The sequence below is a fragment of the Rhodococcus sp. 05-2256-B1 genome (genome assembly GCF_002258465.1).
Lineage (GTDB): Bacteria > Actinomycetota > Actinomycetes > Mycobacteriales > Mycobacteriaceae > Rhodococcoides > Rhodococcoides fascians.
The window spans coordinates 114,424-139,622 of the sequence record NZ_NOZA01000030.1 but is presented as its reverse complement, the minus strand read 5'-3'; the positions used below and the strand labels follow the sequence as shown (position 1 = coordinate 139,622).

Annotated in this window: 25 protein-coding genes; 14 read left to right on the top strand and 11 right to left on the bottom strand. The window is 64.9% G+C overall.

What is annotated here, in order from left to right:
* Positions 1–43 precede the first annotated feature (43 nt).
* Positions 44–961, bottom strand: a complete 918-nt coding sequence (locus CH285_RS17770) for a serine/threonine-protein kinase (RefSeq protein WP_094643891.1) — start codon at positions 959–961, stop codon at positions 44–46.
* Positions 962–1,226: 265 nt separating this feature from the next.
* On the opposite strand from CH285_RS17770, the gene CH285_RS17765 reads away from it, so the two are divergent.
* A complete protein-coding gene (locus CH285_RS17765) occupies positions 1,227–3,092 on the top strand; it encodes a BCCT family transporter (RefSeq protein ID WP_094643890.1) in 1,866 nt (621 codons plus the stop codon).
* A gap of 49 nt (positions 3,093–3,141) precedes the next feature.
* Here CH285_RS17765 and CH285_RS17760 read toward each other — a convergent pair whose 3' ends face one another.
* Entirely contained in the window at positions 3,142–3,471 is a 330-nt protein-coding gene (locus CH285_RS17760; RefSeq protein ID WP_032406509.1) for a winged helix-turn-helix transcriptional regulator, read from the bottom strand.
* Positions 3,472–3,550: 79 nt separating this feature from the next.
* On the opposite strand from CH285_RS17760, the gene CH285_RS17755 reads away from it, so the two are divergent.
* Positions 3,551–3,898: a DoxX family protein gene (locus tag CH285_RS17755; protein WP_032386652.1), complete on the top strand. Its 348-nt coding sequence runs from the start codon at positions 3,551–3,553 to the stop codon at positions 3,896–3,898.
* Here the strand turns inward: CH285_RS17755 and CH285_RS17750 are convergent.
* From CH285_RS17750 to CH285_RS17730, 5 genes are all read right to left on the bottom strand, one after another.
* A complete protein-coding gene (locus CH285_RS17750; RefSeq protein ID WP_032369823.1) occupies positions 3,878–4,480 on the bottom strand; it encodes a DJ-1/PfpI family protein in 603 nt (200 codons plus the stop codon). The two genes, CH285_RS17755 and CH285_RS17750, sit on opposite strands and share 21 nt — an antisense overlap.
* Before the next feature lie 7 nt (positions 4,481–4,487).
* A complete protein-coding gene (locus CH285_RS17745; RefSeq protein ID WP_032369824.1) occupies positions 4,488–5,165 on the bottom strand; it encodes a GOLPH3/VPS74 family protein in 678 nt (225 codons plus the stop codon).
* Between the two features lie 80 nt (positions 5,166–5,245).
* Entirely contained in the window at positions 5,246–5,590 is a 345-nt protein-coding gene (locus CH285_RS17740) for a UBP-type zinc finger domain-containing protein (RefSeq protein ID WP_032369825.1), read from the bottom strand.
* A complete protein-coding gene (locus tag CH285_RS17735; RefSeq protein WP_094643889.1) occupies positions 5,587–7,020 on the bottom strand; it encodes an ATP-binding protein in 1,434 nt (477 codons plus the stop codon). Before CH285_RS17735 ends, CH285_RS17740 begins: the two co-directional genes overlap by 4 nt.
* Positions 7,017–8,672: an FAD-dependent oxidoreductase gene (locus CH285_RS17730; protein WP_032369827.1), complete on the bottom strand. Its 1,656-nt coding sequence runs from the start codon at positions 8,670–8,672 to the stop codon at positions 7,017–7,019. Before CH285_RS17730 ends, CH285_RS17735 begins: the two co-directional genes overlap by 4 nt.
* A gap of 499 nt (positions 8,673–9,171) precedes the next feature.
* On the opposite strand from CH285_RS17730, the gene CH285_RS17725 reads away from it, so the two are divergent.
* The 6 genes from CH285_RS17725 to CH285_RS17700 all read left to right on the top strand — a co-directional run bounded on the left by CH285_RS17725 (position 9,172) and on the right by CH285_RS17700 (position 14,820).
* Positions 9,172–9,948, top strand: a complete 777-nt coding sequence (locus CH285_RS17725) for a DUF1206 domain-containing protein (protein ID WP_027498457.1) — start codon at positions 9,172–9,174, stop codon at positions 9,946–9,948.
* 126 nt (positions 9,949–10,074) lie between these two features.
* Entirely contained in the window at positions 10,075–10,539 is a 465-nt protein-coding gene (locus CH285_RS17720) for an SRPBCC family protein (protein WP_032369828.1), read from the top strand.
* A gap of 88 nt (positions 10,540–10,627) precedes the next feature.
* Complete coding sequence (locus CH285_RS17715; RefSeq protein WP_027498459.1) at positions 10,628–10,897, top strand: GlsB/YeaQ/YmgE family stress response membrane protein; 270 nt, start codon at positions 10,628–10,630, stop codon at positions 10,895–10,897.
* Positions 10,898–11,036: 139 nt separating this feature from the next.
* Positions 11,037–11,753, top strand: coding sequence for a phosphatidylserine decarboxylase (locus CH285_RS17710; protein WP_032369829.1), 717 nt, complete (start codon positions 11,037–11,039; stop codon positions 11,751–11,753).
* Between the two features lie 7 nt (positions 11,754–11,760).
* Positions 11,761–12,615, top strand: a complete 855-nt coding sequence (locus CH285_RS17705) for a CDP-alcohol phosphatidyltransferase family protein (protein ID WP_027498461.1) — start codon at positions 11,761–11,763, stop codon at positions 12,613–12,615.
* A 21-nt stretch (positions 12,616–12,636) separates the two neighbouring features.
* The gene (locus tag CH285_RS17700; protein WP_094643887.1) at positions 12,637–14,820 is read left to right on the top strand and encodes an AAA family ATPase; all 2,184 of its coding nucleotides are present in this window, start codon (positions 12,637–12,639) and stop codon (positions 14,818–14,820) included.
* A gap of 53 nt (positions 14,821–14,873) precedes the next feature.
* Here CH285_RS17700 and CH285_RS17695 read toward each other — a convergent pair whose 3' ends face one another.
* Positions 14,874–15,626: an isocitrate lyase/PEP mutase family protein gene (locus CH285_RS17695; RefSeq protein ID WP_032365137.1), complete on the bottom strand. Its 753-nt coding sequence runs from the start codon at positions 15,624–15,626 to the stop codon at positions 14,874–14,876.
* A 59-nt stretch (positions 15,627–15,685) separates the two neighbouring features.
* Positions 15,686–16,096, bottom strand: a complete 411-nt coding sequence (locus tag CH285_RS17690) for an NUDIX hydrolase (RefSeq protein ID WP_027498464.1) — start codon at positions 16,094–16,096, stop codon at positions 15,686–15,688.
* 247 nt (positions 16,097–16,343) lie between these two features.
* Between CH285_RS17690 and CH285_RS17685 the strand changes: the two genes are divergently transcribed.
* The 6 genes from CH285_RS17685 to mnhG are packed head-to-tail and all read left to right on the top strand — an operon-like array spanning position 16,344 to position 22,775.
* The gene (locus CH285_RS17685) at positions 16,344–19,193 is read left to right on the top strand and encodes a Na+/H+ antiporter subunit A (protein ID WP_094643886.1); all 2,850 of its coding nucleotides are present in this window, start codon (positions 16,344–16,346) and stop codon (positions 19,191–19,193) included.
* Positions 19,190–19,876: a Na(+)/H(+) antiporter subunit C gene (locus CH285_RS17680; RefSeq protein WP_081371263.1), complete on the top strand. Its 687-nt coding sequence runs from the start codon at positions 19,190–19,192 to the stop codon at positions 19,874–19,876. The genes CH285_RS17685 and CH285_RS17680 overlap by 4 nt, the downstream gene beginning before the upstream one ends.
* The gene (locus CH285_RS17675) at positions 19,873–21,516 is read left to right on the top strand and encodes a Na+/H+ antiporter subunit D (RefSeq protein ID WP_094643885.1); all 1,644 of its coding nucleotides are present in this window, start codon (positions 19,873–19,875) and stop codon (positions 21,514–21,516) included. The genes CH285_RS17680 and CH285_RS17675 overlap by 4 nt, the downstream gene beginning before the upstream one ends.
* 2 nt (positions 21,517–21,518) lie before the next feature.
* Positions 21,519–22,160, top strand: coding sequence for a Na+/H+ antiporter subunit E (locus CH285_RS17670; RefSeq protein ID WP_228139369.1), 642 nt, complete (start codon positions 21,519–21,521; stop codon positions 22,158–22,160).
* Positions 22,157–22,414 (top strand): monovalent cation/H+ antiporter complex subunit F, encoded by a 258-nt coding sequence (locus tag CH285_RS17665; protein WP_027498468.1) that lies wholly within the window; start codon positions 22,157–22,159, stop codon positions 22,412–22,414. Before CH285_RS17670 ends, CH285_RS17665 begins: the two co-directional genes overlap by 4 nt.
* Positions 22,415–22,436: 22 nt before the next feature.
* Entirely contained in the window at positions 22,437–22,775 is a 339-nt protein-coding gene (gene mnhG / locus CH285_RS17660; protein ID WP_027498469.1) for a monovalent cation/H(+) antiporter subunit G, read from the top strand.
* Here the strand turns inward: mnhG and CH285_RS17655 are convergent.
* Both CH285_RS17655 and CH285_RS17650 read right to left on the bottom strand, forming a co-directional pair.
* The gene (locus tag CH285_RS17655; RefSeq protein WP_094643884.1) at positions 22,741–24,030 is read right to left on the bottom strand and encodes a phosphatase PAP2 family protein; all 1,290 of its coding nucleotides are present in this window, start codon (positions 24,028–24,030) and stop codon (positions 22,741–22,743) included. The genes mnhG and CH285_RS17655 overlap by 35 nt on opposite strands.
* A 38-nt stretch (positions 24,031–24,068) precedes the next feature.
* Complete coding sequence (locus CH285_RS17650; RefSeq protein WP_027498472.1) at positions 24,069–25,199, bottom strand: glutamate--cysteine ligase; 1,131 nt, start codon at positions 25,197–25,199, stop codon at positions 24,069–24,071.

The window sequence follows — 25,199 nt, the reverse complement described above, 5'->3', positions numbered from 1 at the left end:
CCAGGGCCCCGCATCGACCCGATGCGGGGCCCTGCTCATGGAGTCACGAAAACCTGAGCCATCGCGAGCGGGTGAACGGTGAGCGTCGCGCCGGCGGCTCCGGCACTCCGGCAGAAACAGCAGCAGCCACGGCATCGGCAAGCTCCACGCAGGTCTGGAATCGATCTGCCGGGTCCTTGGCCAACGCGCGTGCGACCACCGCGTCGAGACCCCGCGGCAGTGATCGCCGACGCCTCGTCACCGCAGGCGGTTCGGCCGACAGATGGGCGGCCGTGATCGCGAGCGGCGTGGCCAACGGGTACGGCGTTCGCCCGGTCAGCAATTCGACCAGCGTCGCCCCCAATGCGTAGACGTCGGTCTGCGCGCTCAGCACTCCCCCGCGAAGCAGTTCCGGTGCCGCGTAGTGGATGGACGCCAGTACAGTTCCGCCGACGACCAGCGGCGTCGAGTCGTCGACCAGACGCGCAATTCCCCAGTCGGACAACAACACCTGCTCGTACCCGTCCACCCGCTCGGTGGAGATGAGGATGTTCGACGGCTTGACGTCGCGGTGCAGGACGCCGTTCGAGTGGGCGTAGTCGAGCCCCTTGGCCACCTCGGCGACGATGCGCGCCACACGGGAGACGTCGAGAGCGATCTGACCGCGAGCGACCAACCGCGCCGCGCTGTACCCGTCGACGTAGTGCATCGACATCCACAACTGGCCCTCGAATTCACCGTGTTCGTGCACCGACACGATGTTCGGATGCACCAGCAGCTCGGCCACCGTGGCCTCGGTCCGAAATTTGGTGCGCAGTCGCGGCGAGCGCGAGGCGTCGTGGTCGAGGATCTTCAGAGCTTCGAGCCGATCGTGTCCCCGGCCGAGTACGAGGTACACCTCACTCATGCCGCCGACCCCGAGGCGACGCTGCACCCGGAAGCCGGCGAACTCCGCACCCGGCTGCAGCTGGCCGGGCGTCATGGAATCACCTGCTGCGCAGCCTCACTCACAGCCCACAGGCTCACGAGAGGGACGATCGGACGAGGCCGCAGCATCGACAGAACTGTAGTCCGCGGGGCACATTCCGGCGACTCGGTGGTGCCGCCGGGGCGTGCGGCAGTTTCGCCACCAGCGCCGATGTCGCTTATGGTGTTTACCGGTACTTGACCGAAACAAGAGAAATATAGCGGCATACCGATAGTGGTCAGCCGATCACCGTGACTCGAGTTCAAAGGAAGTCAAGTAAATGAAAGCTGTGAAGGAAGCGTGGGGAGGACTGCTCAAACCGGTCTTCGTGCCCGCGTCCATCATCATCTTCGTCATGATCGCCTTCTCCGTGGTCTATTCGAGCACCGCGGCGGATTCGTTCGACACACTCAACAAGGCGATCACGTCCGGCGTCGGCTGGTGGTACATCCTCGCCGCGACCGGCTTCGTACTGTTCGCGCTGTACTGCGGCCTCAGTAGGGTCGGCAACATTCGCCTGGGCCGAGACGACGAGAAGCCGGAGTTCGGCGTCCTGTCCTGGTTCGCGATGCTCTTCAGCGCCGGCATGGGAATCGGCCTGGTGTTCTACGGCGTCGCCGAGCCCCTCTCGCACTACGTGACACCACCCGAGGCCGGAGGCATCCCCGGCAGCACCGACGCGTCCGCACGCCAGGCGATGGAGCTGACGCTCTTCCACTGGGGTCTGCACGCATGGGCCATCTACGTGGTCGTCGGCCTCGGTATGGCGTACATGACCTACCGCAAGGGTCGCCCGCTGACCGTGCGTTGGCTGCTCGAGCCACTGCTGGGCCGCAAGCGCATCGAGGGTGCAATCGGGCACACCATCGATACGGTCGCCATCGTCGGCACCCTGTTCGGTGTGGCGACCTCGCTCGGATTCGGTGTGCAGCAGATCTCCGCGGGGCTGGAGTACCTCGGCTGGGTGGAGACCACCAACTGGTTCGTCATCCTGCTCATCGCCGCCATCACCGGCATCGCCACCTTCTCGGTGGTCAGTGGAGTGTCCAAGGGCCTCAAGTGGCTGTCCAACATCAACATGGGTCTGGCAGCTGCGCTCGCCCTGTTCGTGCTGCTCCTCGGTCCGACGCTGTTCCTGATGCAGTCCTGGGTGCAGAATCTCGGCGGTTACGTCCAGGCCCTGCCCGAGTTGGCGCTACGCACCTCTCCGTTCTCCGACGACGGTTGGGCCGGCGGCTGGACCATCTTCTACTGGGGCTGGTGGATGAGCTGGGCACCCTTCGTCGGCATGTTCATCGCCCGCATCTCGCGCGGTCGCACCATCCGTGAATTCGTCTTCGGCGTACTGCTTGCACCGACCATCGTCGGTTCGCTGTGGTTCACGATCTTCGGCGACACGGGCATTCTGCGTCAGCGCAACGACGGCGATCTGCTCGACGCCGAAGGGGCCGTGAACACCAACACCAGTCTGTTCCAGGTGCTCGACGGTCTGCCGATTGCGGCGTTGACCAGCGTCATCGCCATTGCTGTGATCGTGTTCTTCTTCGTGACGTCCTCGGACTCCGGCTCGCTGGTGATCGACATCCTCGCGACCGGCGGCGAGCTGGAAACCCCGAAGATCACGCGGGTCTACTGGGCCGTCCTGCAGGGCGTGGCTGCGGCCGTGCTGCTGCTGATCGGAGGAACCAGTTCTCTGACTGCTCTGCAGACGATGTCGATAGCCACGGCAGTACCGTTCTCGATCGTATTGGTGCTGGCATGCGTGTCGATGCTCAAGGCCTTCCGCTACGACGTCGCCACCACCCCGCGGTACTTGCGCGTCACCGCGACACCCGATGTCGGGGAGGACGAGCCCGAGGCGGCACCGGTGTCACCGGCGGCACGCAAGCGAGTGAGTGCCGGGATTTCGTCGACATTCTCCGGCTTGGCACCGTCCCGGGAAGGGGTGACGCCGCCGCGCACGGACGGCAGCGTCGTACTGGCGGTGCACGAGGTGCCCACCGAACAACTCGAGATTCACCCCGAGACGGGTGCGGTCGAGTACTCCGGTGACAACGCACCGGTCGATCCCCTGGGCGGCGAAGTGTTCGACACCCAGGAGTTCGCAGATTCGGCCGAAGGCCAGAACGTCAAGAACGGCGACTGAACACCTTCTCACCCACCGATCTCTGGCCCTCGCGACACGTTCGCGGGGGTCAGAGGTTTTTCGAAGCCCAGTCGGTCAGTGCTTGCAGGGACGGCAGCAGCGCCGCTCCGGACTGCGTCAAGCTGTACCGCACCGAGAGCGGCGGTCCGTTGTCCACTGTTCGCTGGACCAGGCCGGCTTTGCCGAGCTCCCCGAGCCGCTCGGACAGGACCGAATCGCTGATGCCACCGACGGCCCGGCGTAGGTCCGCGAATCCCATCGACCCGTTCATCAGGGTGGCCAGCAGAATTCCGTTCCATCGCTTGCCGAGGAAGCCGAACGCTTTGGTCAGGGCTCCGTCGCAGGCACGAGGTTCGTGAGTGGGTTCGTTCGCGGCCATGACCCCACCGTACCGAAGTGCTACTGTCTGCCTTGCCACTTCTGATTCACTAGTGGCCTCAGAAATGAAAGCAGGGCTCATGTTCATCGCAACAGTCGTCGTGTCGGTGCTGCTGGCCGTGGCACTCACGTTCTCCGCCGTCGGGAAGCTGACGCGCAACCCCTCCGTCGTCCCGATGCTCGAGCAGGTGGGCGTGCCCGCCGACAAGATTCCGTGGTTGGCCTACGCGGAGATCCTCGGTGCCGTCGGCCTGCTCGTCGGCCTGTTCGCATGGCCGATCGGAGTCGCGGCAGCCATCGGCGTCATCGCGTACTTCGTCGGAGCAGTCGTCGCGCACCTGCGCATCAAGGACAAGGAATTCGGTCCGGCGGCAGGCCTGGCCGTGTTCGCCGTCGTTGCCCTGGTCCTACGGGTGCTCAGCGCCTGACCAGTCGTAGTCCATCTGGCCCGCGGTGGCGAGAGCCTGATCGGCGCTCGTCCACCGCGCGACCAGATGCAGCGCAAGGTCCAGGCCTGCACTGATACCGGCCGACGTCGCCAGATCACCGTGGTCGATGTATCGAACTCCCTCGTGCACGGCCAGCGCGGGCCAGCGGGTGCGCAACAGGTCGAGGTCCTCCCAGTGCGTGGTGACCGGACGCGAATCGAGCAGGCCCGCCGCGGCGAGAACGAAAGCACCGGTGCACACCGATGCGACAACTTCTGCGGTGGGTCGAAGTCGCTGCAGCCACTGAAGAACTCGGCCGTCCGCTTCGATCGCGTCGACGACACCGCCGGGAACCAGGACGAGGTCGTAGGTCCGTGGATCGTCGATCGTAGTGTCGACGCCGATCCTCATCCCACCTCGCGCGCGTACCGCTGCATCGTCGAGCCCGACGAGCGTCACGTCGAAAGGCACCGCGCTACCGGCACGTTGGGCCACCCGATTGGCCACCGAGAACACCTCGAACGGCCCGCAGGCATCGAGCACCTCGACGTCGTCGAACAACAGAATCGCAATACTTCTCATTTTCGCCTCAGCTGCTCGTGGTCGAAACGATGACGGGCACCATGATCGCTGCCGTCACCGCGGCATTGACGTCCGAGACCGCTTTGCGGACGGCTGCACCCGCCCACTCACCCTCGGCGATCTGTTTGGCCCTCGTCTTCAGCACCTTCTTGTCGGCATCGACGATGACCTTGTGCGTCAGATCGACTGCCGAGATCAGTGAGATCAGAGCAGCCGAGTGCGGCGTCGGCGTCGTGCCGTCGACGAGAGCACTCCGCAGTGCATCCCGCAGCACCTTCTCCCGCGAGGTGTCGCGAGCCGGCCACGTCGTCGTCGGGAAAAGCCCCCAGACCTTGTCCTGCTTCTCGGTGACGAAGCCCTGCGCGACCAGACGCGCAGCCAGTTCCTTCGCCAGATTCTTCTGCGACTTCTCTATCACCTTCTGCGGCTTCATCGGCCGCGACGCCGTTGCCACCAGATCGAACACCCGGCGCAACAACGGGTCTGCGGGCGGATCTCCCGCGACGACGACGTGGTCCTTCTTGGTCTGCTCACCGGGACCGGTGATGCGGAGCGACCCGCCCAGGGCGAGCTCGACGACCAGCGCACCCGCGAGAACACGGGGCAACTTGGTGGAATCGGCCGATGGCTTGCCCAATTCGTCGTCGAGCAACAACAGCAGCAGGTCCTCCGCAATCAAGGTCATGCTGCGAGATTACCCACAGTGCGCACTCGATTTGCGGTGTTCATCCGCGCGAAATCGACTGTTCAGTCGGCCCCGCCCACTCAGTTGATCAGACTCTGCCAATTCGAGGGCACCCGTTCACGAGGGCCCGGAACCGTCTGATCGAGCGGATGATGTTGCGGCGGAGCAAGTTCGGGCCCGTCGTACATCTGCTCGTCCTCGTAGTTGTAGAACCAGTCCTCGCCGGGCTCGAAGCTGCGCACGAACTGGTGCCGAGTGGATTCGGCATGCTTGCTGGCGTGCTGCGACGGAGACGAATCACAGCACCCGATGTGCCCGCACTGCGCACACCGCCGCAGATGCACCCACCACCCCTGCGTCTGCGTGCACTCCACGCAGCCCGGGCCGGACGGCGGGACTGTCGGATCGATACCGTCGATTGTCATGATGCCTCCTCGATTGCTGGATGAACGGGCAGTCGCACGATGAATCGGGTGTCCCCCGGCTGGGACACCACTCGCAGATCGCCCTGATGTTTCTTCACCACGATCCGCCACGAGATGTCCAGACCGAGCCCCGTGCCCTCACCGACGGCCTTGGTGGTGAAGAACGGCTCGAATATTCGCGACCGAATGCCCTCCGGCACACCGGGTCCGGTATCGCACACCTCGATCTGCACCTGATCGTCGTCGAGAAGTGTGCGGACGGTGAGCGTGCCACGGCCCTCCATGGCCTGCACCGCATTGTCGATCAGATTGGTCCATACCTGATTGAGCTCGGCGGCATACGCGGGAATGGGAGGTACCGACGGGTCGTATTCCTTCACCACGCGGATATCGTCACCGATCTTGCGCCCCAACATGATCAGCGTGCTGTCGAGCAGTTCTCGAACATCCACCGTCTGGTATGGCGCTCGATCCATCTGCGAATACTGCTTGGCCGCGCCGACCAGAGTGGAGATCCGAGTGGTCGAATCCGAGATCTCGTTCATCAACAACTCGGTTTCCACCGTGTAGTTGAGCCACCTGATCGCCCCTTCGAGCATGGCCGGATCCCCCACCGTCGCCGAGACCCGATCCAGCCACGGCACGTCGAGACCCGCCGAGACGAAAGTGGGGGCCAGATCCCATCCCCCGTCGATTCCGTTGTCGTCGAACCACTCTCCGAGCTCGTCCTCCCGGTCCGACGCTTCCATGGCCGTCAACTTGGGTGCCTTGGCCACCAGTTCCACGGCCTCGTTCTGCAGTCCGACCAGATGCGACAAGCTCGAGCGATCGAGAGTCCCGCCGGCAATCATTGCCAATTTCTGCCGCATGTGCGCCACCCGATTTCGCAACGCGGACGTCGCCCGCACCGCGGCCGCGGCCGGATTGTTCAGCTCGTGCGTCAACCCGGCCGACAGAGAACCCAACGCCAACAAGCGTTCTCGCTGCTCGACGACCTGCTTGGTGTTCTGGTTTCCGAAGAACAATCCCTCGAGCAGATGGAGGGCCATCGGGAACCACTCGCGCACGATCGAGGCGAAGCAGTCGGCATCGAGGACGAAGAACCGGGACTGCGCGGTCACGCGCATCGAACCCTGGTAGGTCTGCGGTACTCGATCACCCAGATATGCCTGCCACGCACCGGCATACACCCCGCGCTGCGAGGTGCGATTGACCACCAGGTCTTCCCCGCCCGAGAGCCTCGAAAGCACCACCGAGCCCTCGATCAACACGTAGAAGCACGTCGCTGGGTCGCCCTCCGCGTACACCGGCCCCGGCTCGATCGTTTCGATACGGCCGTCTCGACACAGCTCGGCGAGCTGTGCGTCGGTGAGCTGCTCGAACAAGAACAGCGTCCGCAACTCCTCCGGATCGCACAGGGGCGCGTTCACGGATTTGCCAGGTATCTGTGCACCAACATCACGGCCATCGCTCCCTCTCCCACCGCCGACGCGACACGTTTGGCCGAGTCGGATCGAACGTCCCCGGCCGCGAACACTCCCGGCACGCTCGTCTCGAGGTGGTGCGGCAACCGCGCGGGGGGCCACCCGGCAGGGCCGCGGCCGTCGACCACCAGATCGGGGCCCGTCACCACGAATCCGTGATCGTCACGCACGAGCACGCCGTCGAGCCAATCGGTACGCGGTGCCGCGCCGATGAACAGGAACAGGTACTGCGCGTCCACCGTCGTCGTCTCGTCGGTTGCCCTGTTGTGCAGCGTGATCTGCTCCAGGTGCCCGTCACCGGAGACGCCGACGACCTCGGTGCACGGCCGAACGCTGATCTTCGGGTTCTCCTCGATCTGCTTGATGAGGTAGTACGACATCGATGCCTCGAGGGACGCCACGCGAATCAGGATCGTCACCGACCTCGCGCCCCGCGAAAGATAGACCGCTGCCTGGCCGGCCGAGTTCGCGCCGCCGACGATGAAGACGTCCTGCTCGGCGCAGCGAGCTGCCTCGGTCATCGCCGATCCGTAGAACACTCCGCGACCGGTGAAGTCGTCGATTCCGGGGGCCTCCAACCGGCGGTAGGCGACGCCGGTGGACAGGATGATCGTCTGGGCACTGATGCTGCGGCCGTCGGCGAACCGCACGGTCCGCGCAGCGCCGTTGGTCTCCAAGGCCACGACGTCCTGCGTGGTGACCACCTCGGCACCGAACTTCAGCGCCTGCCGCCGAGCCCGCTCCGCAAGTTGTGCACCCGAGACGCCGTCGGGAAAGCCGAGGTAGTTCTCGATGCGTGAACTCTGCCCGGCCTGCCCGCCGGTCGCAGTGCGCTCGATCAACGTGGTGCGCAGGCCCTCGGACGCGCCGTAGAGCGCAGCGCCGAGTCCGGCCGGGCCGCCGCCGATGACAACGAGGTCGTAGAACTCTTCCGACGGTGAGACCGTCAGCCCCAGACGGTTGCCGAGTTCGGCATCGGACGGCTCGATCAGCGCGTCACCTTCGGTGGTGATGACCACCGGCAGCCGGTCGTCGGCCACTCCGGCCGCTGCCAACAGCCGCGCACCCTCGGATTCGTCGGACATGTACCAGCGGTACGGCAGTTGATTGCGGGCGAGAAACTCCCTGATCTCCGAGGACCGCGCAGACCAGCGGTGGCCGACGATCTTGGTGTCCTCCACGGCCCGATGGTCGTACGCGCACCAGACTTCGAGCTGAGCGTCGAGGACGGGGTAGAGCTTTTCCTCGGGTGGATCCCACGGCTTGAGCAGGTAGTAGTCGAGATCGATGACGTTGATGGCGTCGATCGCAGCGTCGGTGTCGGCATAGGCGGTGAGCAGGATTCGCCGCGCCGTCGGGAACAGATCCATGGCCTGTTCGAGAAATTCCATGCCGCTCATGTTCGGCATGCGGTAGTCGGCCAACAGGATCGCGACCGGAGTGCCGCGCAACGTCAGTTCCTTGAGCGCATCGAGCGCCCCGGCACCGGATTCCGCGCGCACGATGCGGTACTGCTCGCCGTACCGGCGGCGCAGGTCGCGGGCGACCGAACGCGATACTCCGGGATCGTCGTCGACGCTGAGAATGACCGGTTTCATGACCCTCCAGGACTGGTGCTCGTCAACCTCATGAGCATGCCACCACCGGACCCCCTATGGGAGGTGAGTGACGGCGTCGAGCCTGGGAACAGCAGGGTCAGATTCGGCCGCGCCTGATCAGATCGATCTCCTGCGGGGTGAGCAGCCGCTCGAGTTTCTCGGCCGGCCAGGTACGCGGACTGCCGCTCATCCTGGCGGTCTTCAACAGGGGCAGATCACTGCTGGTACGACGCATTATCGACTGTAATTTCACGGTGGATCACTCCGAACAATTTCTTCGTTGGTCCCGACACTCCGCTTGCTACATCGGTCAGTGTCCGCCCGGCGTTAACGCCGGGCTGGGATCTCGTACGGCGTTTCGCGCCGAAAGACCGTTTCTCCCCGCTCTACGTGGGGTAACCACCGGCCCACATCAACTGATCGGGGAACGTTCGTGAACACGTCGGGAAAATCCACGTCGGGACATTCGGGAACAGGCAAATCGGCTACAGGAAAATCACTGGCCAATTCGGTTCAGGACAACGGTGCATTCGAGAAGGCGGCCCGGGCCGGACACTTCGTCAGCGGAGTGCTGCACATCCTGATCGGGTACATCGCCATCCGATTGGCGTTCGGTCAGGGCGGTAACGCCGACCAGTCAGGAGCACTCGCAGAACTGGCCGAGAAGCCCGGCGGCAAGATCGCACTGTGGGTTGCCGTCGTCGCGTTCGTGGCGCTGGCCCTGTGGCGCATCGTCGAGGCCATCGTCGGCAAGAAGTCCGATTCCGACGAGGGCAGCGCGATGGATCGACTCAAGGCGGCAGCGCTGGCCGTCGTCTACATTGCCTTCGCCTTCTCCACCTACGGTTTCGCAACCGGATCCGGTAAGTCCAGCGGACAACAGAACGCCGGCTACTCGGCGCGACTGATGGAATCCGGTGGCGGCAAGCTCGTACTGATCGTCATCGCCCTGATCGTCATCGGCGTCGGCGGATACCACGTCTACAAGGGCGTCTCGAAGAATTTCCTCGACGACCTCGAAGGCAGCCAGAGCGGGGCGGTCGTGAAACTCGGCATCGCCGGATACGCGGCCAAGGGCACGGCGCTCGTGGGAGCGGGAATCCTCGTCGTCGTGGCGGTACTGCAGTCGGACCCATCCAAGGCCACCGGAATCGACGGTGCCGTCAAGACACTGGGAGCCCAGCCGTACGGGCAGGTTCTGTTGATCCTCGCCGGCGTGGGAATCGCGTTGTACGGCCTGTATGCGTTCGTCTTGGCTCGCTTCGCTCGCATGTGAGTGGAAGTTCGTAGTGGGCTACGAGGTTTCACTCACATGGTGGCCGAGTGTGGTCACGGCCACATAGGATGCACACGATTGGTGTGACGATCAGTTGCAGCTATTCCTACAACCCGGAGGCCCACGTTGAGCAAGACCCTCGAAGCCACGATCGACATCGATGCCAGTCCGCAGGCCGTGTGGTCGGTCGTCTCGGACCTACAGCGCATGGGCGAGTGGAGTCCGCAGTGCAAGAAGATGAAGGTCTTCGGCGGACCCGTCGGCAAGGGCACCCGAACGCTCAACATCAACCGCAAGGGCCTGCTCGTGTGGCCGACCAGCGCCAAGGTCGTCACCTTCGAGCCGAACAAGGCACTGGCGTTCCGCATCGTCGAGAACAAGACGATCTGGTCGTACACGCTCACTCCGACCGCAACCGGAACCACCGTCGTCGAGAAGCGGGAAGCCCCCAGCGGCACCTCGGCCGTGTCGTCGTTGCTGGTCAAGCGGATCCTCGGCGGGATCGAGGAGTTCGATGTCGAGTTGGTCGAAGGCATGAACAGCACGCTCCGACGCATCAAGACCGAAAGCGAAAAGTCGAGCCGAGAATAACTTTTCTCAGGAAGGTTTCAGGTTTGTTACCCCTGGGCATCCGTGGTTTCGACAAGCAATCGATACACACGGAAAGTGGGGGCAACACATGTTGGGTCTCGGAATCATCGGCTGGATCATCATCGGCGGTCTCGCCGGCTGGATCGGCAGCAAGATCATGAAGACCGATGCTCAGATGGGCATCATCCTGAACATCGTCGTCGGCATCATCGGCGGCCTCATCGGCGGTTACCTGCTCAAGGTCTTCGGCGTCGACGTCGAAGGTGGCGGCCTGATCTTCAGCTTCATCACCTGCATCCTCGGTGCATGCATCCTGCTGTTCCTGGTCAAGCTCGTGACCGGTCGCAGCCGCGTCTGATTTCACTCGCACTTCCCGACTGCCGGGGCCGCTCACGTACTCTGTGAGGGCCCCGGCAGTCGTTTTGTTCGCCGTCCGATCAGCCCCCGGCGTCCAATCCCTGCCCGCATCCGAGCTCACCCGACAGTAAGAGGAGACCGTGGCACGCCGTCCCGCCCCGATTGATCAACCACCCCGCACGGGAGTGGCTCACATCGTCGACCTGGTTCGCGAAACGGTTCCACCGCTGCACCCCGCCGGACTGCCCTTCGTCGGTGGTCCCCTGGCCGTCGCAGTGCTCGGCCGTCGGTCGAAGTGGGTCCGCAATGCCGGGCTCGTCGCCGCCGGAGCCTGCGCCACCTTCTTTCGCCACCCGTCGCGGGTGCCGCCGAACCGGCCCGGCGTCGTCGTCGCTCCCGCCGATGGCCTGGTCACCCTCGTCGACACCGCGATCCCGCCCGCCGAGCTCGATCTCGGTGCACAGCCCGTGCCGCGAGTGAGCATCTTCCTGTCCGTTCTGGACGTGCACGTGCAGCGTGTCCCCGTCGGCGGACGCGTGGTCGAGGTCGTGCATCGCCGCGGCCAGTTCAAGTCCGCCGACTTGGCCGAGGCCAGTGAGGTCAACGAGCGCAACAGCATGCACATCGAGACCGATTCCGGTCACCACGTCGGCGTGGTGCAGATCGCCGGTCTCATCGCTCGACGCATCGTCAACAACGCGAAGGTCGGAGACGTGCTCTCCATCGGCGACACGTACGGCCTGATCCGATTCGGCTCCCGCGTCGACACCTACTTCCCGGCCGGGACGACGTTGCTCGTCGAACGCGGCCAACGAGCGGTCGGTGCCGAGACGGTACTCGCCGAGCTCCCCCAGTAGAAACGACATGATCACCAGACGCGCCAAGCCGCCTGCTGCTATCCGTCTGCTTCCGTCGGTCGTCACCATTCTCGCGTTGTGCTCCGGGCTGTCGGCAGTCAAGTTCGCTCTCGACGGTCAACTCGGAACCGCGCTCGCGATGATCGGTGCCGCTGCGATCCTCGACGCACTGGACGGCCGCATCGCCCGACTGCTCGACGCCACCAGCAAGATCGGTGCCGAGCTGGATTCGCTGTCCGATGCAATCTCATTCGGCGTCGCGCCCGCCCTGGTGCTCTACGTGACTCTGCTCGAAGGCAGTAGTGGCGGTTGGATCGTCGCACTGGTGTACGCCGTGAGCATCGTGCTCCGACTCGCCCGGTTCAACACCCTGCTCGACGAGGACGACACCCCGGCGTACGCCCGCGAGTTCTTCACCGGGGTCCCCGCACCCGCAGGTGCACTCATCGCGCTCGCCCCGATCGCTGCGTTCGAGGAATTCGGCGACGGCTGGTGGGCCTCGTTCTACGTCGTCGCCGGCTGGTCGATCCTCACCGCTGGTCTGATCGTGAGCACCATCCCCACTCTCGCGCTCAAGACGGTCTCGGTGCCACCGCGCTTGGCCGCCGGTTTGTTGGTGTTGGTCGCGCTGCTCGCTGCCGCGCTCATCACCTTCCCGCTGGTCCTGCTGATGGGATTGGTGTTCGCCTACCTCGTGCACATTCCGTTCGCGGTGCGCTCGCAGCGCTGGACGGCTGCACGCCCGTACACGTGGGATGCGAAGCCGGCCGAGCGTCGCGCGGAACGCCGCGCCATTCGACGGTCGCCCGGCAACGCGCGCCGGTCGCAGGCGCGTCTGGGACTTCGCCGACCGCGCAGCTGACGACCCCATTAGGTTGGACGTGTGACCGAATCCCGAACCCCCGAGCTCGTTCTCACCACCCGATTGAACACCTCGGCCGCCGACGCCAGGCGAGGCGTCGTCCGGCTCCATCCCGAGGTCTTGGCGGCGCTCGGTCTGCGGGAATGGGATGCCGTCTCGCTCATCGGTTCTCGGCGTACGGCTGCGGTGGTTGCCGAGGCTCCCAGCGGAATCCCGCAGGGTACCGCGCTGCTCGACGACGTCACGCTCTCCAATGCCGGACTACGCGAAAATGCTTCTGTGGCAGTCGCTCCCGTGACGGTCTACGGGGCGAGAACCGTCACGGTCACCGGGTCGGCCCTGGCCACCGGATCCATTTCCGACGCCACCCTGCGCCAAGCGCTACTCGGTAAGGTCCTCACCGTGGGCGACACCGTGTCGCTCCTCCCCCGAGATCTGGGGCCCGGCACATCGACGTCGACGGCCACGCAGGCACTGTCGCGAACGTTCGGGGTGGCGTGGACGACCGAACTGTTGACGGTCTCGGCCGTCGAACCCTCCGGCGGTCCCGTGAGCGTGCAACCCAATTCTGCGGTGAGCTGGGGACGCGGCACGGTCGCCTCGGGATCACCCGAATCGGCCTCGGCCGCATCGGTTCCGACGCCCGGAGCTGCGGCCCCGCCACGCGTCAGCGCGGCCGACCTGGTGGGCGTGAGCACTGCACAGGCCAAACTCACCGAGTGGCTACGACTGGCGCTCGACGAGTCGGAACTGCTCGCCACCCTCGGCGCGTCTCCGCATCTGGGTGTGCTGATCACCGGCCCCGGCGGAGTGGGCAAGACGACGTTGGCACGCGCCGTCATCGGCGATCGGCGATGCGTCGTGCTGGACGGGCCGTCGATCGGCGCATTGGAGGCATCGGCTCGCGTCGAACGCGTCACTGCTGCGGTGGACGAACTGACCGGCGCGGGGGTGCTGCTGATCACCGATGTCGACGCTTTGCTGCCGTCCGATCCGGAGCCTGCGTCGACGTTCGTCCTCGATGTGCTGCGCCGTGCCGTGGACACTCCGGGCTTCGCTCTGATCGTCACGACTGCACATCCCGAGGCCACCGACGCCAGAGTGCGTGGGCAGGATCTGTGCGATCGCGAACTGACCCTCACTCTCCCCGATGCCGCCGGTCGCAGAGCGTTACTGGAGCATCTACTGAAGAAGGTCCCTCAGGGTGATGTCGACCTTGTCGAAATAGCCTCACGGACACCAGGTTTCGTTGTCGCCGATCTCGCTGCCCTGGTGCGCGAAGCGGCGCTACGAGCGGCTGCGCGGGCATCGAACGATGCCACGGCCGCCTCACTGATGCACGACGACCTGATCGGCGCGTTGCAGGTGATTCGGCCGTTGTCGCGCTCGGGTGCCGAGGAATTGGCGATCGGCAGCCTCTCCCTCGAGGACGTGGGAGACATGGTCGAGACCAAGCAGGCCCTGACCGAGGCCGTACTGTGGCCGCTGCGTCATCCGGATTCGTTCGCGCGCTTGGGCATCGAGCCGCCGCGCGGAGTTCTGCTGTACGGCCCACCCGGATGCGGCAAGACGTTTCTGGTGCGCGCCCTGGCCAGTTCGGGCCAGCTCAGCGTGCACTCGGTCAAGGGCGCGGAACTCATGGACAAGTGGGTCGGGTCCTCGGAAAAGGCTGTGCGCGAACTGTTTCAGCGCGCCCGAGACTCTGCCCCCTCGCTCATATTTCTCGACGAGGTAGACGCCCTGGTACCGCGTCGCGGGCAGAGTTCGGATTCCGGTGTCGGCGACCGAGTGGTCGCGGCTCTGCTGACCGAGCTCGACGGCGTCGAACCACTGCGCGACGTCGTCGTTCTCGGCGCAACGAACCGGCCCGATCTGATCGACCCGGCTCTACTGCGGCCCGGCAGGCTCGAGCGCCTGGTCTTCGTCCCGCCGCCGGATGCCGATGCGCGAGTGGACATCCTGAAGGCGTCGGGCAAGTCGATCCCGCTCGCCGAGGATGTCGATCTCGAAGACCTCGCACGCGATCTCGACGGCTACTCCGCCGCGGACTGCGCGGCCCTGCTGCGCGAGGCCGCACTGACGGCGATGCGTCGGTCGATGGACGCAGCGGACGTCACCGCCGAGGATGTCGCCACCGCTCGGGCGACGGTCAAGCCGTCACTCGATCCCGAGCAGGTGGCGCATCTGCGGGCTTACGGGTCGTGAGCGGAAACTCGTAGCAGGCTACGAAGTTCCACTCACATGCGGCGCAGCCGCTCTCACTTCCAGCGGGCCAGAACTTCTTCGGCGCGCTTGGCGAGCACCATCTGGAAGATCGGGCCGAAGCTGATGCGACCGACGCCGAGGGAAGCGAAGTGCGAGAGGTCGCCCTCGGCGGGGTTGGCGATGGCGTTGATGGGCAGCGGGAGTTCTTCGGCGAGACGCTTGTAGTCGTCGTCGTTGTGGAAGCCGACGGGGTAGAGCGAGTCGGCACCGGCAGCGGCGGCCAGTTTCAGGCGTGCGATGGCGCGGTCGACGCGATCGTTCTCGTCACCGATCTGCTTGACGAACAGGTCGGTGCGGGCGTTGATGACGACGTGGACGTCGGTGGCGTCGGATGCCGCGCGGAGGGCTCCGACGAAGTCGGCGTGTTCCTGTGCTTCGCGAAGTCGGCCGCCCTCGCTGTGGACGGTGTCCTCGATGTTGAGGCCGACGGCTCCGGCGGAGATCAGTCCGTCGATCAGGCGCTTGGGGTCTTCTCCGTAGCCGGATTCGATGTCGACCGAGAGCGGTGCGTCCACGGCGGCGGAGATCTGGGAGATGCGGGTGAGCAGTTCGTCGAAGGTGATGCCCTCGTTGTCCGGCTTGCCGATCGAGTCGGAGACGGGGTGGCTGCCGACGGTCAGTGCAGTGAAGCCGGCGGACACGGCGAGGTTGGCGGACCAGGCGTCCCATACGGTCGGCAGGACGACCGGGTTGCCCGGCTGGTGCAGCTCGAGCAGGGTGGTTGCCTTCTGGGACAGGTCGGTCATGGAGACTCCTTCGCGGCGGTTGTGGAGAACGTACGTTCTCCACAACCAACATACGCGCTTCAGTCGATCAAATCGAGGGCCTTCATTCGGTCGAACACCATCAACGACCCCGGGGCGACATCGGGCATGGCGGCGTACTCGTCGCGAGTGAAGTACCGAATCTCGGCGATCTCGCTGGTCGGCGTCGGCTCGTCGGCAAGATCGGCGAGAAAACACGTGATCTCGAGCGGGGTGCCCATCGGATGGCCCCAGGCCTGGCACTCGAACACTCCGAGCAGCCGAACGTCGATGACCGCGGCGTCGAGTTCTTCCCTGATCTCGCGGTGCAGCGCCTGCTCGGGCGACTCGCCGGGATCGATCTTGCCGCCGGCCATGTAGAAGGCAGATTTGCCCGTCGACCGCGTCTGAAGCATGCGGCGGTGGCGAACGTAGGCAAGACCGGCGGTGCGAATGGGTCTCGGTTCACTCATCGACGATCGACTCTCTCTATCGGAAACGTCCGGTTTGTACCGCATGGCACGCCGTCGACCACGCAAAGTAGGATGGAAACCGACAAACGTGCCCGCCACCGTTCGGTGGTCGGTTCGTATTTCTCAAAGACCGGGTCTTCGGAGACCCAGGTCGATTTCACACACAATTTCACGACCCTACTCATCGCCGCCCTACGACCACCGCCCCGGCCCGAAAGCCGAGGCGACCGAGACGACGGAGTGATTTTTGCTCGCTATTCTTCTTGCGCACGCCGCCGCCGCGCTGCTCGCGCCGCTTCTCGTCCGGTGGTGGGGACGTACTGCATTCTTCCCTTTGGCCCTGGTGCCACTGCTCAGCCTGATCTGGGTGTTCGGCAACTGGAACACCGACCAGAAGCTGCACATCGAATGGGTTCCCGGCCTGTCGATGGACATCGACATGCGCTTCGATTCGCTCGCCGCCATCATGTCGTTGCTCGTTCTGGGCATCGGTTCGCTGATCCTGCTGTACTGCGCGCGCTACTTCGAGGACGACGAGCCCAGGCTGGGCCTGTTCGCCGCCGAGATGGTCGCGTTCTCCGGAGCCATGTTCGGCCTGATCACCAGCGACAACATGCTTGTGCTCTACATCTTCTGGGAAATCACGACGGTGTTGTCGTTCCTGCTGGTCGGCCACTATGCAGAACGCGCATCGAGCAGGCGCGCCGCGACGCAGGCTCTGCTCGTCACCACCGCAGGTGGTCTGGCGATGCTGGTGGGCATCATCGTCCTCGGCCAGGCCGCTGGGTCGTACAACCTGTCCGACGTCGTCGCGAACGCCCCGGGCGGCTGGCTGCCCGGAGTGGCGATCGTGTTGATCCTCATCGGCGCACTGAGCAAATCGGCCATCGTGCCGATGCACTTCTGGCTGCCCGGTGCCATGGCCGCGCCGACGCCGGTCAGTGGTTACCTGCACGCCGCCGCGATGGTCAAGGCCGGTATCTACCTGGTCGCGCGCCTTGCTCCGGGTTTCGCGGACTCCGGTCCGTGGCGCGCCACGGTCATCAGCCTCGGATTGCTGTCGATGATTCTGGCCGGCTGGAGAGCCCTCCGTGCCTTCGACCTCAAGCTCATTCTGGCGTTCGGCACGGTCAGCCAGCTGGGCTTCCTGATGGTCCTGGTCGGCATCGGATCCGAGAAGGCCATGCTGGCCGGCCTGACGATGGTGATCGCGCACGCGATGTTCAAAGCCACCCTGTTCATGGTGGTCGGCATCATCGACCACACCACCGGCACCCGAGACATTCGTAAGCTCGCCCACCTGGGCAAGAAGGCCCCGTGGCTCGCCGCCATTGCAGCGCTCGCGGCAGCGAGCATGGCCGGACTACCACCGATGATCGGCTTCGTCGGCAAGGAAACCGCCCTGTCGGCCGTGATCAGCACTCCGACGCTCGACCCCACGGTCGCGGCGATCGTCGTCGCAGGCCTGGTGATCGGCTCGATTCTGACGGTCACCTACAGCATTCGGTTCGTCTGGGGCGCGTTCGCCCGCAAGCAGCTCAAGCGTCCGAGCCCGTCCGTCAGAGCAATGCACGCACCCTCCGCATTGTTCCTGGCCGCGCCCGCGTTTCTCGCTGTTCTGGGTCTGATCGCCGGATTCACGTCCTCGGTCGTCGACCACATCGTCAGTCCCTACGCCCGAACCCTGCCGTCGTACGGGCAGGAGCCCTACCACCTGGCGTTGTGGCACGGATTCAACCTGCCGTTGGGGCTGACGGTCGTCGTGGTCACCGGCGGTGTGGCACTGTTCGTCGCGCATCGGGTGGTCAACCGACTCAAGTTCGAGCATCCGCCACTCGGTAACGCAGACCGCATCTACGACAACGTGCTCAAGTTCATGGACACCCTGTCCATCCGACTCACGGGCACCACCCAGCGCGGTTCGCTCCCCCTCACTCAGGGCACGATCCTGCTGACGCTGGTGCTGCTGCCGATCGTCGTACTGATCCTCGGCCAAGAACCCGGCCTGGATTACACCCTGTGGAACACCCCGCTGCAGCTGGTCATCGGAGTGATCATGATCGCGGGTGGCCTCGGCGCGACAGTCATGCGCAACCGTCTGGCCAGCGTCATTCTGGTGGGACTCACCGGGTACGGCTGCGGCGTCATCTTCGCCATCCATGGCGCTCCCGACCTCGCCCTGACTCAGTTCCTCGTCGAGACGCTGACCCTCGTGGTGTTCGTCCTGGTACTGCGCAAACTGCCCGCCGAGGTCGACGACCGGGGCTCGGCTGGTTCGCGTGGCCCCCGCGCCGCACTCGCCGTCGCCGTCGGAGCGACCGTCAGCGTGCTCGGCGCGTTCGCGATGAACGCCCGCAGTGCCGCGCCGGTCTCACTGCAGTTCCCCGAGGCCGCGTACGAGCTCGGCGACGGCAAGAACATCGTCAACGTGATCCTCGTCGACATCCGCGCCTGGGACACGCTCGGCGAAATCTGCGTACTCCTCGTCGCCGCGACGGGCGTGGCCAGCCTGGTGTTCCGCAACCGGCGGTTCGGCAGCGCTCCGCGGGTGTCCGACGCCCCCGCATCGTCGTCGGACACGAACGACGCGGCGGAGACGACGTGGCTGCTCGGCGGTGATCTGATCGATCCGCGGCATCGTTCGTTGATTCTCGAAGTCACGACGCGGTTGATCTTCCCGACGATCATGGTGCTGTCGATCTACTTCTTCTTCTCCGGGCACAATGCCCCCGGCGGCGGTTTCGCCGGTGGTCTGACGGCGGGCCTCGCTCTGGTGCTGCGGTATCTCGCCGGCGGCCGGTACGAGCTCGGCGAAGCGGTCCCGATCGACGCAGGCAAGATCCTGGGTCTCGGGTTGATCTTCGCGGCCGGCACGGCGGTGGCGTCGATGTTCCTCGGCGCTCCGGCACTGTCGTCGGCGACGTTGGAAGTGACACTGCCGATTCTCGGTGACATCAAGCTGGTCACCGCATTGTTCTTCGACCTCGGTGTCTATCTCATCGTGGTCGGGTTGGTACTCGACGTGCTCCGCAGTCTCGGCGCGCGTCTCGACGCACAGGTGGAAATGCAGAGCCAAGGCCGAGTGAGTGCCCGATGACCGCAGATGTCGGAATGCTCGTCATCGTCGGCGTTCTCGTCGCATCGGGTGTGTACCTGCTGCTCGAACGCAGCATCACCAAGATGCTGCTCGGTCTGCTGCTGTTCGGCAACGGAGTCAATCTGTTGCTGCTCACCGTCGGTGGCCCGGCAGGTACCCCGCCTATCGTCGGTCGAGACAACTCGCTGCACCAGAACATGGCCGATCCGCTGGCTCAGGCCATGATCCTGACGGCGATCGTCATCACCATGGGTATCGCCGCCTTCGTGCTCGCGCTGGCGTATCGATCGTTCACGCTCAACACCAAGGACGACCTCGAGAACGACCCCGAGGACACCAAGGTCTCCCAGCGCCGTTCGATGGCCGAAGCACCGGACCGCGACCGTTCCGACGACCCGGTCACCGGTGAGCCGAGCTTCGGCGGCGACGCTTTCGACTCGAAGGGCAATCCGATTCCGCTCGAGCAGATCAGGAACCTCGAAGACCTGGAGTGCTACGAGGATCTGCACGACGGCGACTTCGACAACGACGACGACAACCCCCAGCTCCGCGGTCTCGACGGACTCGACACGGCCGAGAAAGACGACAGCCGACCGGAGCACCCCAACACTGCCGACTCCAGGCCTGACGACACCAGCTCCGACGACTCCAGCTCCGACGACACGAAGGGAGACGACAAGTGACGATCTCCCCGGGCGTGATCGATGCCCTGACCCCGCTGCCCGTGCTCATCCCGATGCTCGCCGCGGCCTTGACGCTGGTGCTGGGACGCCGCCCCCGCGCGCAGCGTTTCATCACTCTCGCCGCGCTGACCGCGGTGGTCGCGATTTCGTCGATGATGCTCTACCTCGCCGATCGCGATGGGACCAGTGCACTGCAGGTCGGCGGCTGGGATTCACCACTGGGCATTTCGCTGGTGGTGGACCGGCTGTCGGCGATGATGCTCGTCGTCTCGTCGATCGTGTTGCTCGCGGTCATGGTGTACTCGATCGGCCAGGGCATCCGCGACGGCAGCGAGAATCAGCCAGTCTCGATCTTCCTGCCCACCTATCTGGCCTTGACCGCAGGCGTCTGCAACGCGTTTCTCGCCGGCGACCTGTTCAATCTGTTCGTCGGCTTCGAGGTACTGCTCGCCGCCTCGTTCGTGTTGCTGACGCTCGGTGCGAGTGCCGACCGGGTCCGCGCCGGCGTGTCCTACGTGATGGTCTCGATGGTCTCCTCGCTGATCTTCCTGATCGGCATCGCACTGGTCTACGGCGCCACCGGAACACTGAACTTGGCCCACATCGCAGTGCGGATGGACGACATCCCTTCCGGCACTCGTACGGCCATCTTCGCGGTGCTGCTCGTTGCGTTCGGCATCAAGGCCGCGGTGTTCCCGCTGTCCACGTGGCTGCCCGACTCGTACCCCACGGCACCGGCTCCGGTCACCGCGGTGTTCGCCGGCTTGCTGACGAAAGTCGGTGTCTACGCGATCATTCGCGCACACACGCTGCTGTTCCCGGACGGCTCACTCGACAACGTTCTGATGGTCTGCGGCCTGCTGACGATGCTCGTCGGCATCCTCGGCTCCATCGCACAGAGCGACATCAAACGACTGCTCTCGTTCACTCTGGTGAGCCACATCGGTTACATGATCTTCGGCGTCGCGCTGTCGACTCAATCGGGACTGTCCGGCTCGATCTACTATGTGGCCCACCACATTCTGGTGCAGACGACCCTGTTCCTCGTCGTCGGCCTGATCGAACGTCAGGCCGGTTCGTCGTCACTGCGACGGCTCGGTGGATTGGCCGCGGCCAGCCCGGTGCTGGCCATCGTCTTCCTGGTGCCGGCCCTCAATCTCGGTGGTATTCCACCGTTCTCGGGGTTCATCGGCAAGGTCGCCCTGCTGCAGGCCGGCAGCGACCAGGGCAGCGCACTGGCCTGGTTGCTCGTGGCCGGCGGCACCGTCACCAGCCTGCTGACGCTCTACGTGGTTGCTCGTGTCTGGACCAAGGCGTTCTGGCGAGCCCGCGCCGACGCACCGGAAGGCGACCTCGCGGACAACAGCCCCTCTGCCCTGCTCGACGATTCCTCGGACATCCAGTTCGGTGACCGCGAGGATGTGGGCCGGATGCCCGCCTTCATGTTGATCCCGACGATCGGCCTGGTCGTCGTCGGTTTGGCGATGACGGTGTTCGCCGGGCGCATCATCGACATCAGCGATCGGGCGGCGGCGGATCTGCGGGATCGCTCGGTGTACATCGACGCGGTTCGGGGAGCCGAGTTCGTCGGCGATCAGGCCTACGAACAGGCACGCGCAGACGAGGAGGGCACCCGATGAAGATGAACCGTTCCTTCCTGCTGCGGATCTGGACACTGGGATGGTTGACGGCCATCTGGGTTCTGTTGTGGGGCAACGTCTCTGCGGCCAACATCCTTGGCGGACTCGCGGTCGGCCTGCTTATCATGGTGCTGTTGCCGTTGCCGCGGGTGCCGGTCGAGGGACGCATCCACGTGTTCTCGCTCGTCAAGCTCGCAGTCGTATTCCTCTATTACGCAGCCGAATCCAGTGTCAGCGTGGCGTGGTTGGCGATCCGCCCGAAGGCACCGCCGGTCACCGGTGTGCTGCGCTGCCGCATCGCCATCAAGTCCGATCTGGTGCTCACCCTCTTCGTCGACGCGATGAATCTCGTCCCGGGCACGATGGTCCTCGAGATCGATCGCACCCGACGCCTGTTGTACGTGCATGTGCTGGACATGGGCACGCAGAAGGCAGTCGACGGGTTCTACACGTACGTTCGGAACCTCGAGAAGCTGTTCATCGCGGGATTCGAGCGCGACTCCGATTGGAAGCCGAGCCCCCTGCATTACCAGGAATACGAGCAGTACCACGGGGTTCTGGGTGACGATCCCGAATCGGGCGATCTCGATACTCCGCGCGACGACAAGATGACCGACGACAAGAGGAAGGGGGACTGGTCGTGACCGTAGTACTGGCGATCGCAGGCGCGCTGCTGATCGCCGCCGCGATCCTCACCGCATTCCGGTTGCTCGACGGCCCGAGCACGTTGGACCGCTTGGTCGCGATGGACACGATCCTTGCCGTGTCGATGTGTGGGCTCGGTGTGTGGGCCGTCTACAGCCGCGACACCACGCTGGTGCCTGCCATCGTTGCGCTGTCCCTGGTCAGCTTCGTCGGGTCGGTCAGCATCGCACGGTTCAGAGTGAGGGACGAATGAACGACACAGTGAGGGGCGAACGATGACCGCAGCCCAGTGGATTGCATCTGTCTTCATCCTGTTGGGAGCGCTGTTCGCCTTCACGGCCGCCGTGGGCATCGTGCGTTTCCCCGACACGCTCTCGCGCATGCACGCGGCCACCAAACCGCAGGTGGTCGGGTTGATCATGGTGTTGGTCGGCGCGATCATCAGCCTGCGCGGCAATGTCGACATCTGGATGCTGGTGCTGGTCGGCATCTTCACTCTCGTCACTGCTCCGGTGATTGCGCACACCGTGGGACGCGTCGCCTACCGGGAACAGCGCGGGCGCGACGGCCTGCTCATCGTCAACGAGATGGAACCGAACGAACCCGATCAGTGAAGCGCGAGCGATCTGCGAAGAACGCGGTATGGAATCCGAACGCCATACCGATCAGGATTCCGAGCACGAGCGGACCGAACACCAGTGGGTTCGCGGCGAATTCCTCGGCGAGGTAGCGGTAGCTCAGCAGTAGGGCGGCCATCGCGACGCAACCGTAGGTCACCAGCGTGATCCGGTCGCGGTCCCATCCCCGTTCCGGGTCGCGCAGCAACGATTCGATGGTGAGGCACAGGACCGCGCCCGCCACCAGGTCGACGCCGTAGTGGTAACCGAATCCGAGCGTCGCAGCCAGTGTTCCCAACAGCCACAGTGTGCCGCCGGTGCGCAGCCACCAGGGGCCGCGTCGGGAATGGATGAAGATGCTCAGAGCCCAGGCGGTGTGCAGACTCGGCATGCAGTTGCGCGGCGTCTGCGAGTCGAACGGGATCTCGCCGAGGGTGCCCGAGAGCGGAACCGACTGCGTCGGCCACGACTCGAACGCGAACATCGGGCCCACCACCGGGAACAGCAGGTAGAACACCGGTCCGACGAGTCCGATGAGCAGGAACGTGCGGAACAGGAAGTGTCTCGGCCACGCTGAGCCCGCGGCGACCCCACGCAGTTGGTACAGCGCAACGATGATCGCCGCGACGGGGAGCTGAATGTAGATCCAGTGCAGCGTTCCCTCGGCGACCGGGCCGAGTCGGTCCAGGATGCTGCCGAGCACCCAGGACGGATTTCCCAGCGCATGATCGGCGGCGTATGCGTATTCGTCGAGAACGTAGGGCCGGACCAAGGTCGTGATGTGCAACCAGGCATCGCCGGCCTTGGTCGCGAGCAACAACAGTGCGCCGAGGGCAACGCCGCGCATCGCCCGAGCGTCATGGCGCCGGACGACATGGAACGCGAGCGCGACCAGCACCAGCGACGGCCCGTTCCCGACGGTCGGTGGCACGTCGAACAGATACCGGCCGCCCAGTACGACGGCATCGAGCGCAGCAGCGACGGCCAGTACGCGCAGGCGGGTGGAGTTGTTCAGACCTACCGTGGCCAGGACGAGCGCCGCCCACGGCAGCGACATCGACTTCGGTGTTCCGAACATGTCGTTCCACATGCTCGGCAGCGGGCCGGGGAAGTTCCATTTCCACGCGACGACCTGCAGCGTCAGCAGAAACGCAGCGACGAGGACGGCACCGACGATCAGAGGACGAACAGAGTCCTCACGTGTCGCATCGACCTCGACGCTCTCGACGTCCCCCTGCAGCACGCCGTTGATCGTAAACGCTGAGTGAACACAAAATTAAATACAGAGGGTCACGATTGGAGATCGGTGACCAACGACTCCACGACGGCACGTAGATCGCCGCCGGATTTCGCGGCCACGGCACGCTGGCGTTGATACGAGGCACCGAGGCGGGGAATGTCGGCCACCGCGGCAAGCTCGTCGACGCAATTCAACCGGACCGCCGTCGGAGTCAACTTCTCCAGTAGGTCGTGCAGATCATCGGTGACCAGCCGCTCGTTGCTGTCGGCGTCGAGAATGATCTCGGCGTCGAGGCCGTACCGGGCAGCTCGCCACTTGTTCTCCTGGACGTGCCACGGCGGGATCGTCGGCAGGGTCTCGCCTGCTTCGAGTCGTTCGTCGAGATGCACGATCAGGCAGTGCGTCAACGCGACGAGGGCCGCGAGTTCACGCTTGGTCGATGCGCCGTCGCACACCCGAACCTCGATGGTTCCCCACTTCGGAGCCGGGCGGATGTCCCAGTGCATGCCCCCGAGCTGCTCGATGACGCCGGTCTTGAGCTGATCACGAACGAATCCCTCGAACTGCGACCAGTCGTCGAACTGAAACGGCAGACCGGCCGTCGGCAACTGTTGAAACATCAGTGCTCGGTTGCTGGCGTATCCGGTGTCGTTGCCCGCCCAGATCGGCGACGACGCCGACAGTGCCAACAGATGTGGGTACTGCAGCAGCAACGAGTTGAGGATGGGAAAGACCTTGTCGGGAGAGGACACCCCGACGTGGACGTGTACGCCCCAGATGAGCATCTGTCGACCCCACCACTGGGTACGCGCGATGAGCTCGTCGTAGCTCGGGGAGCTGGTCAGCTGCTGCGTCGACCATTCGGCGAACGGGTGCGTCCCGGCCGAGAACAGATCGATCCCCAGAGGATCCGCGGCCCGGCGCACCAGGTCTAACGAGCCGCCGAGGTCCTCCATGGCCTCCCCGACGTTCTCGCACACTCCGGTGACGAGTTCGACGGTGTTGCGCAGCAGTTCCTTCGTCACCCGAGGGGTGTCTCCGGCGAGGTCACGAACGCCGTCCATGACTGCCTCGGCGGAGTTGACCAGATCCCGCGTGCTCTTGTCGACCAGCGCGATTTCCCACTCCACGCCGAGCGTGGGTCGCGGAGAACTCGCGAAGTCGATCCGGGGAGCGTTCAA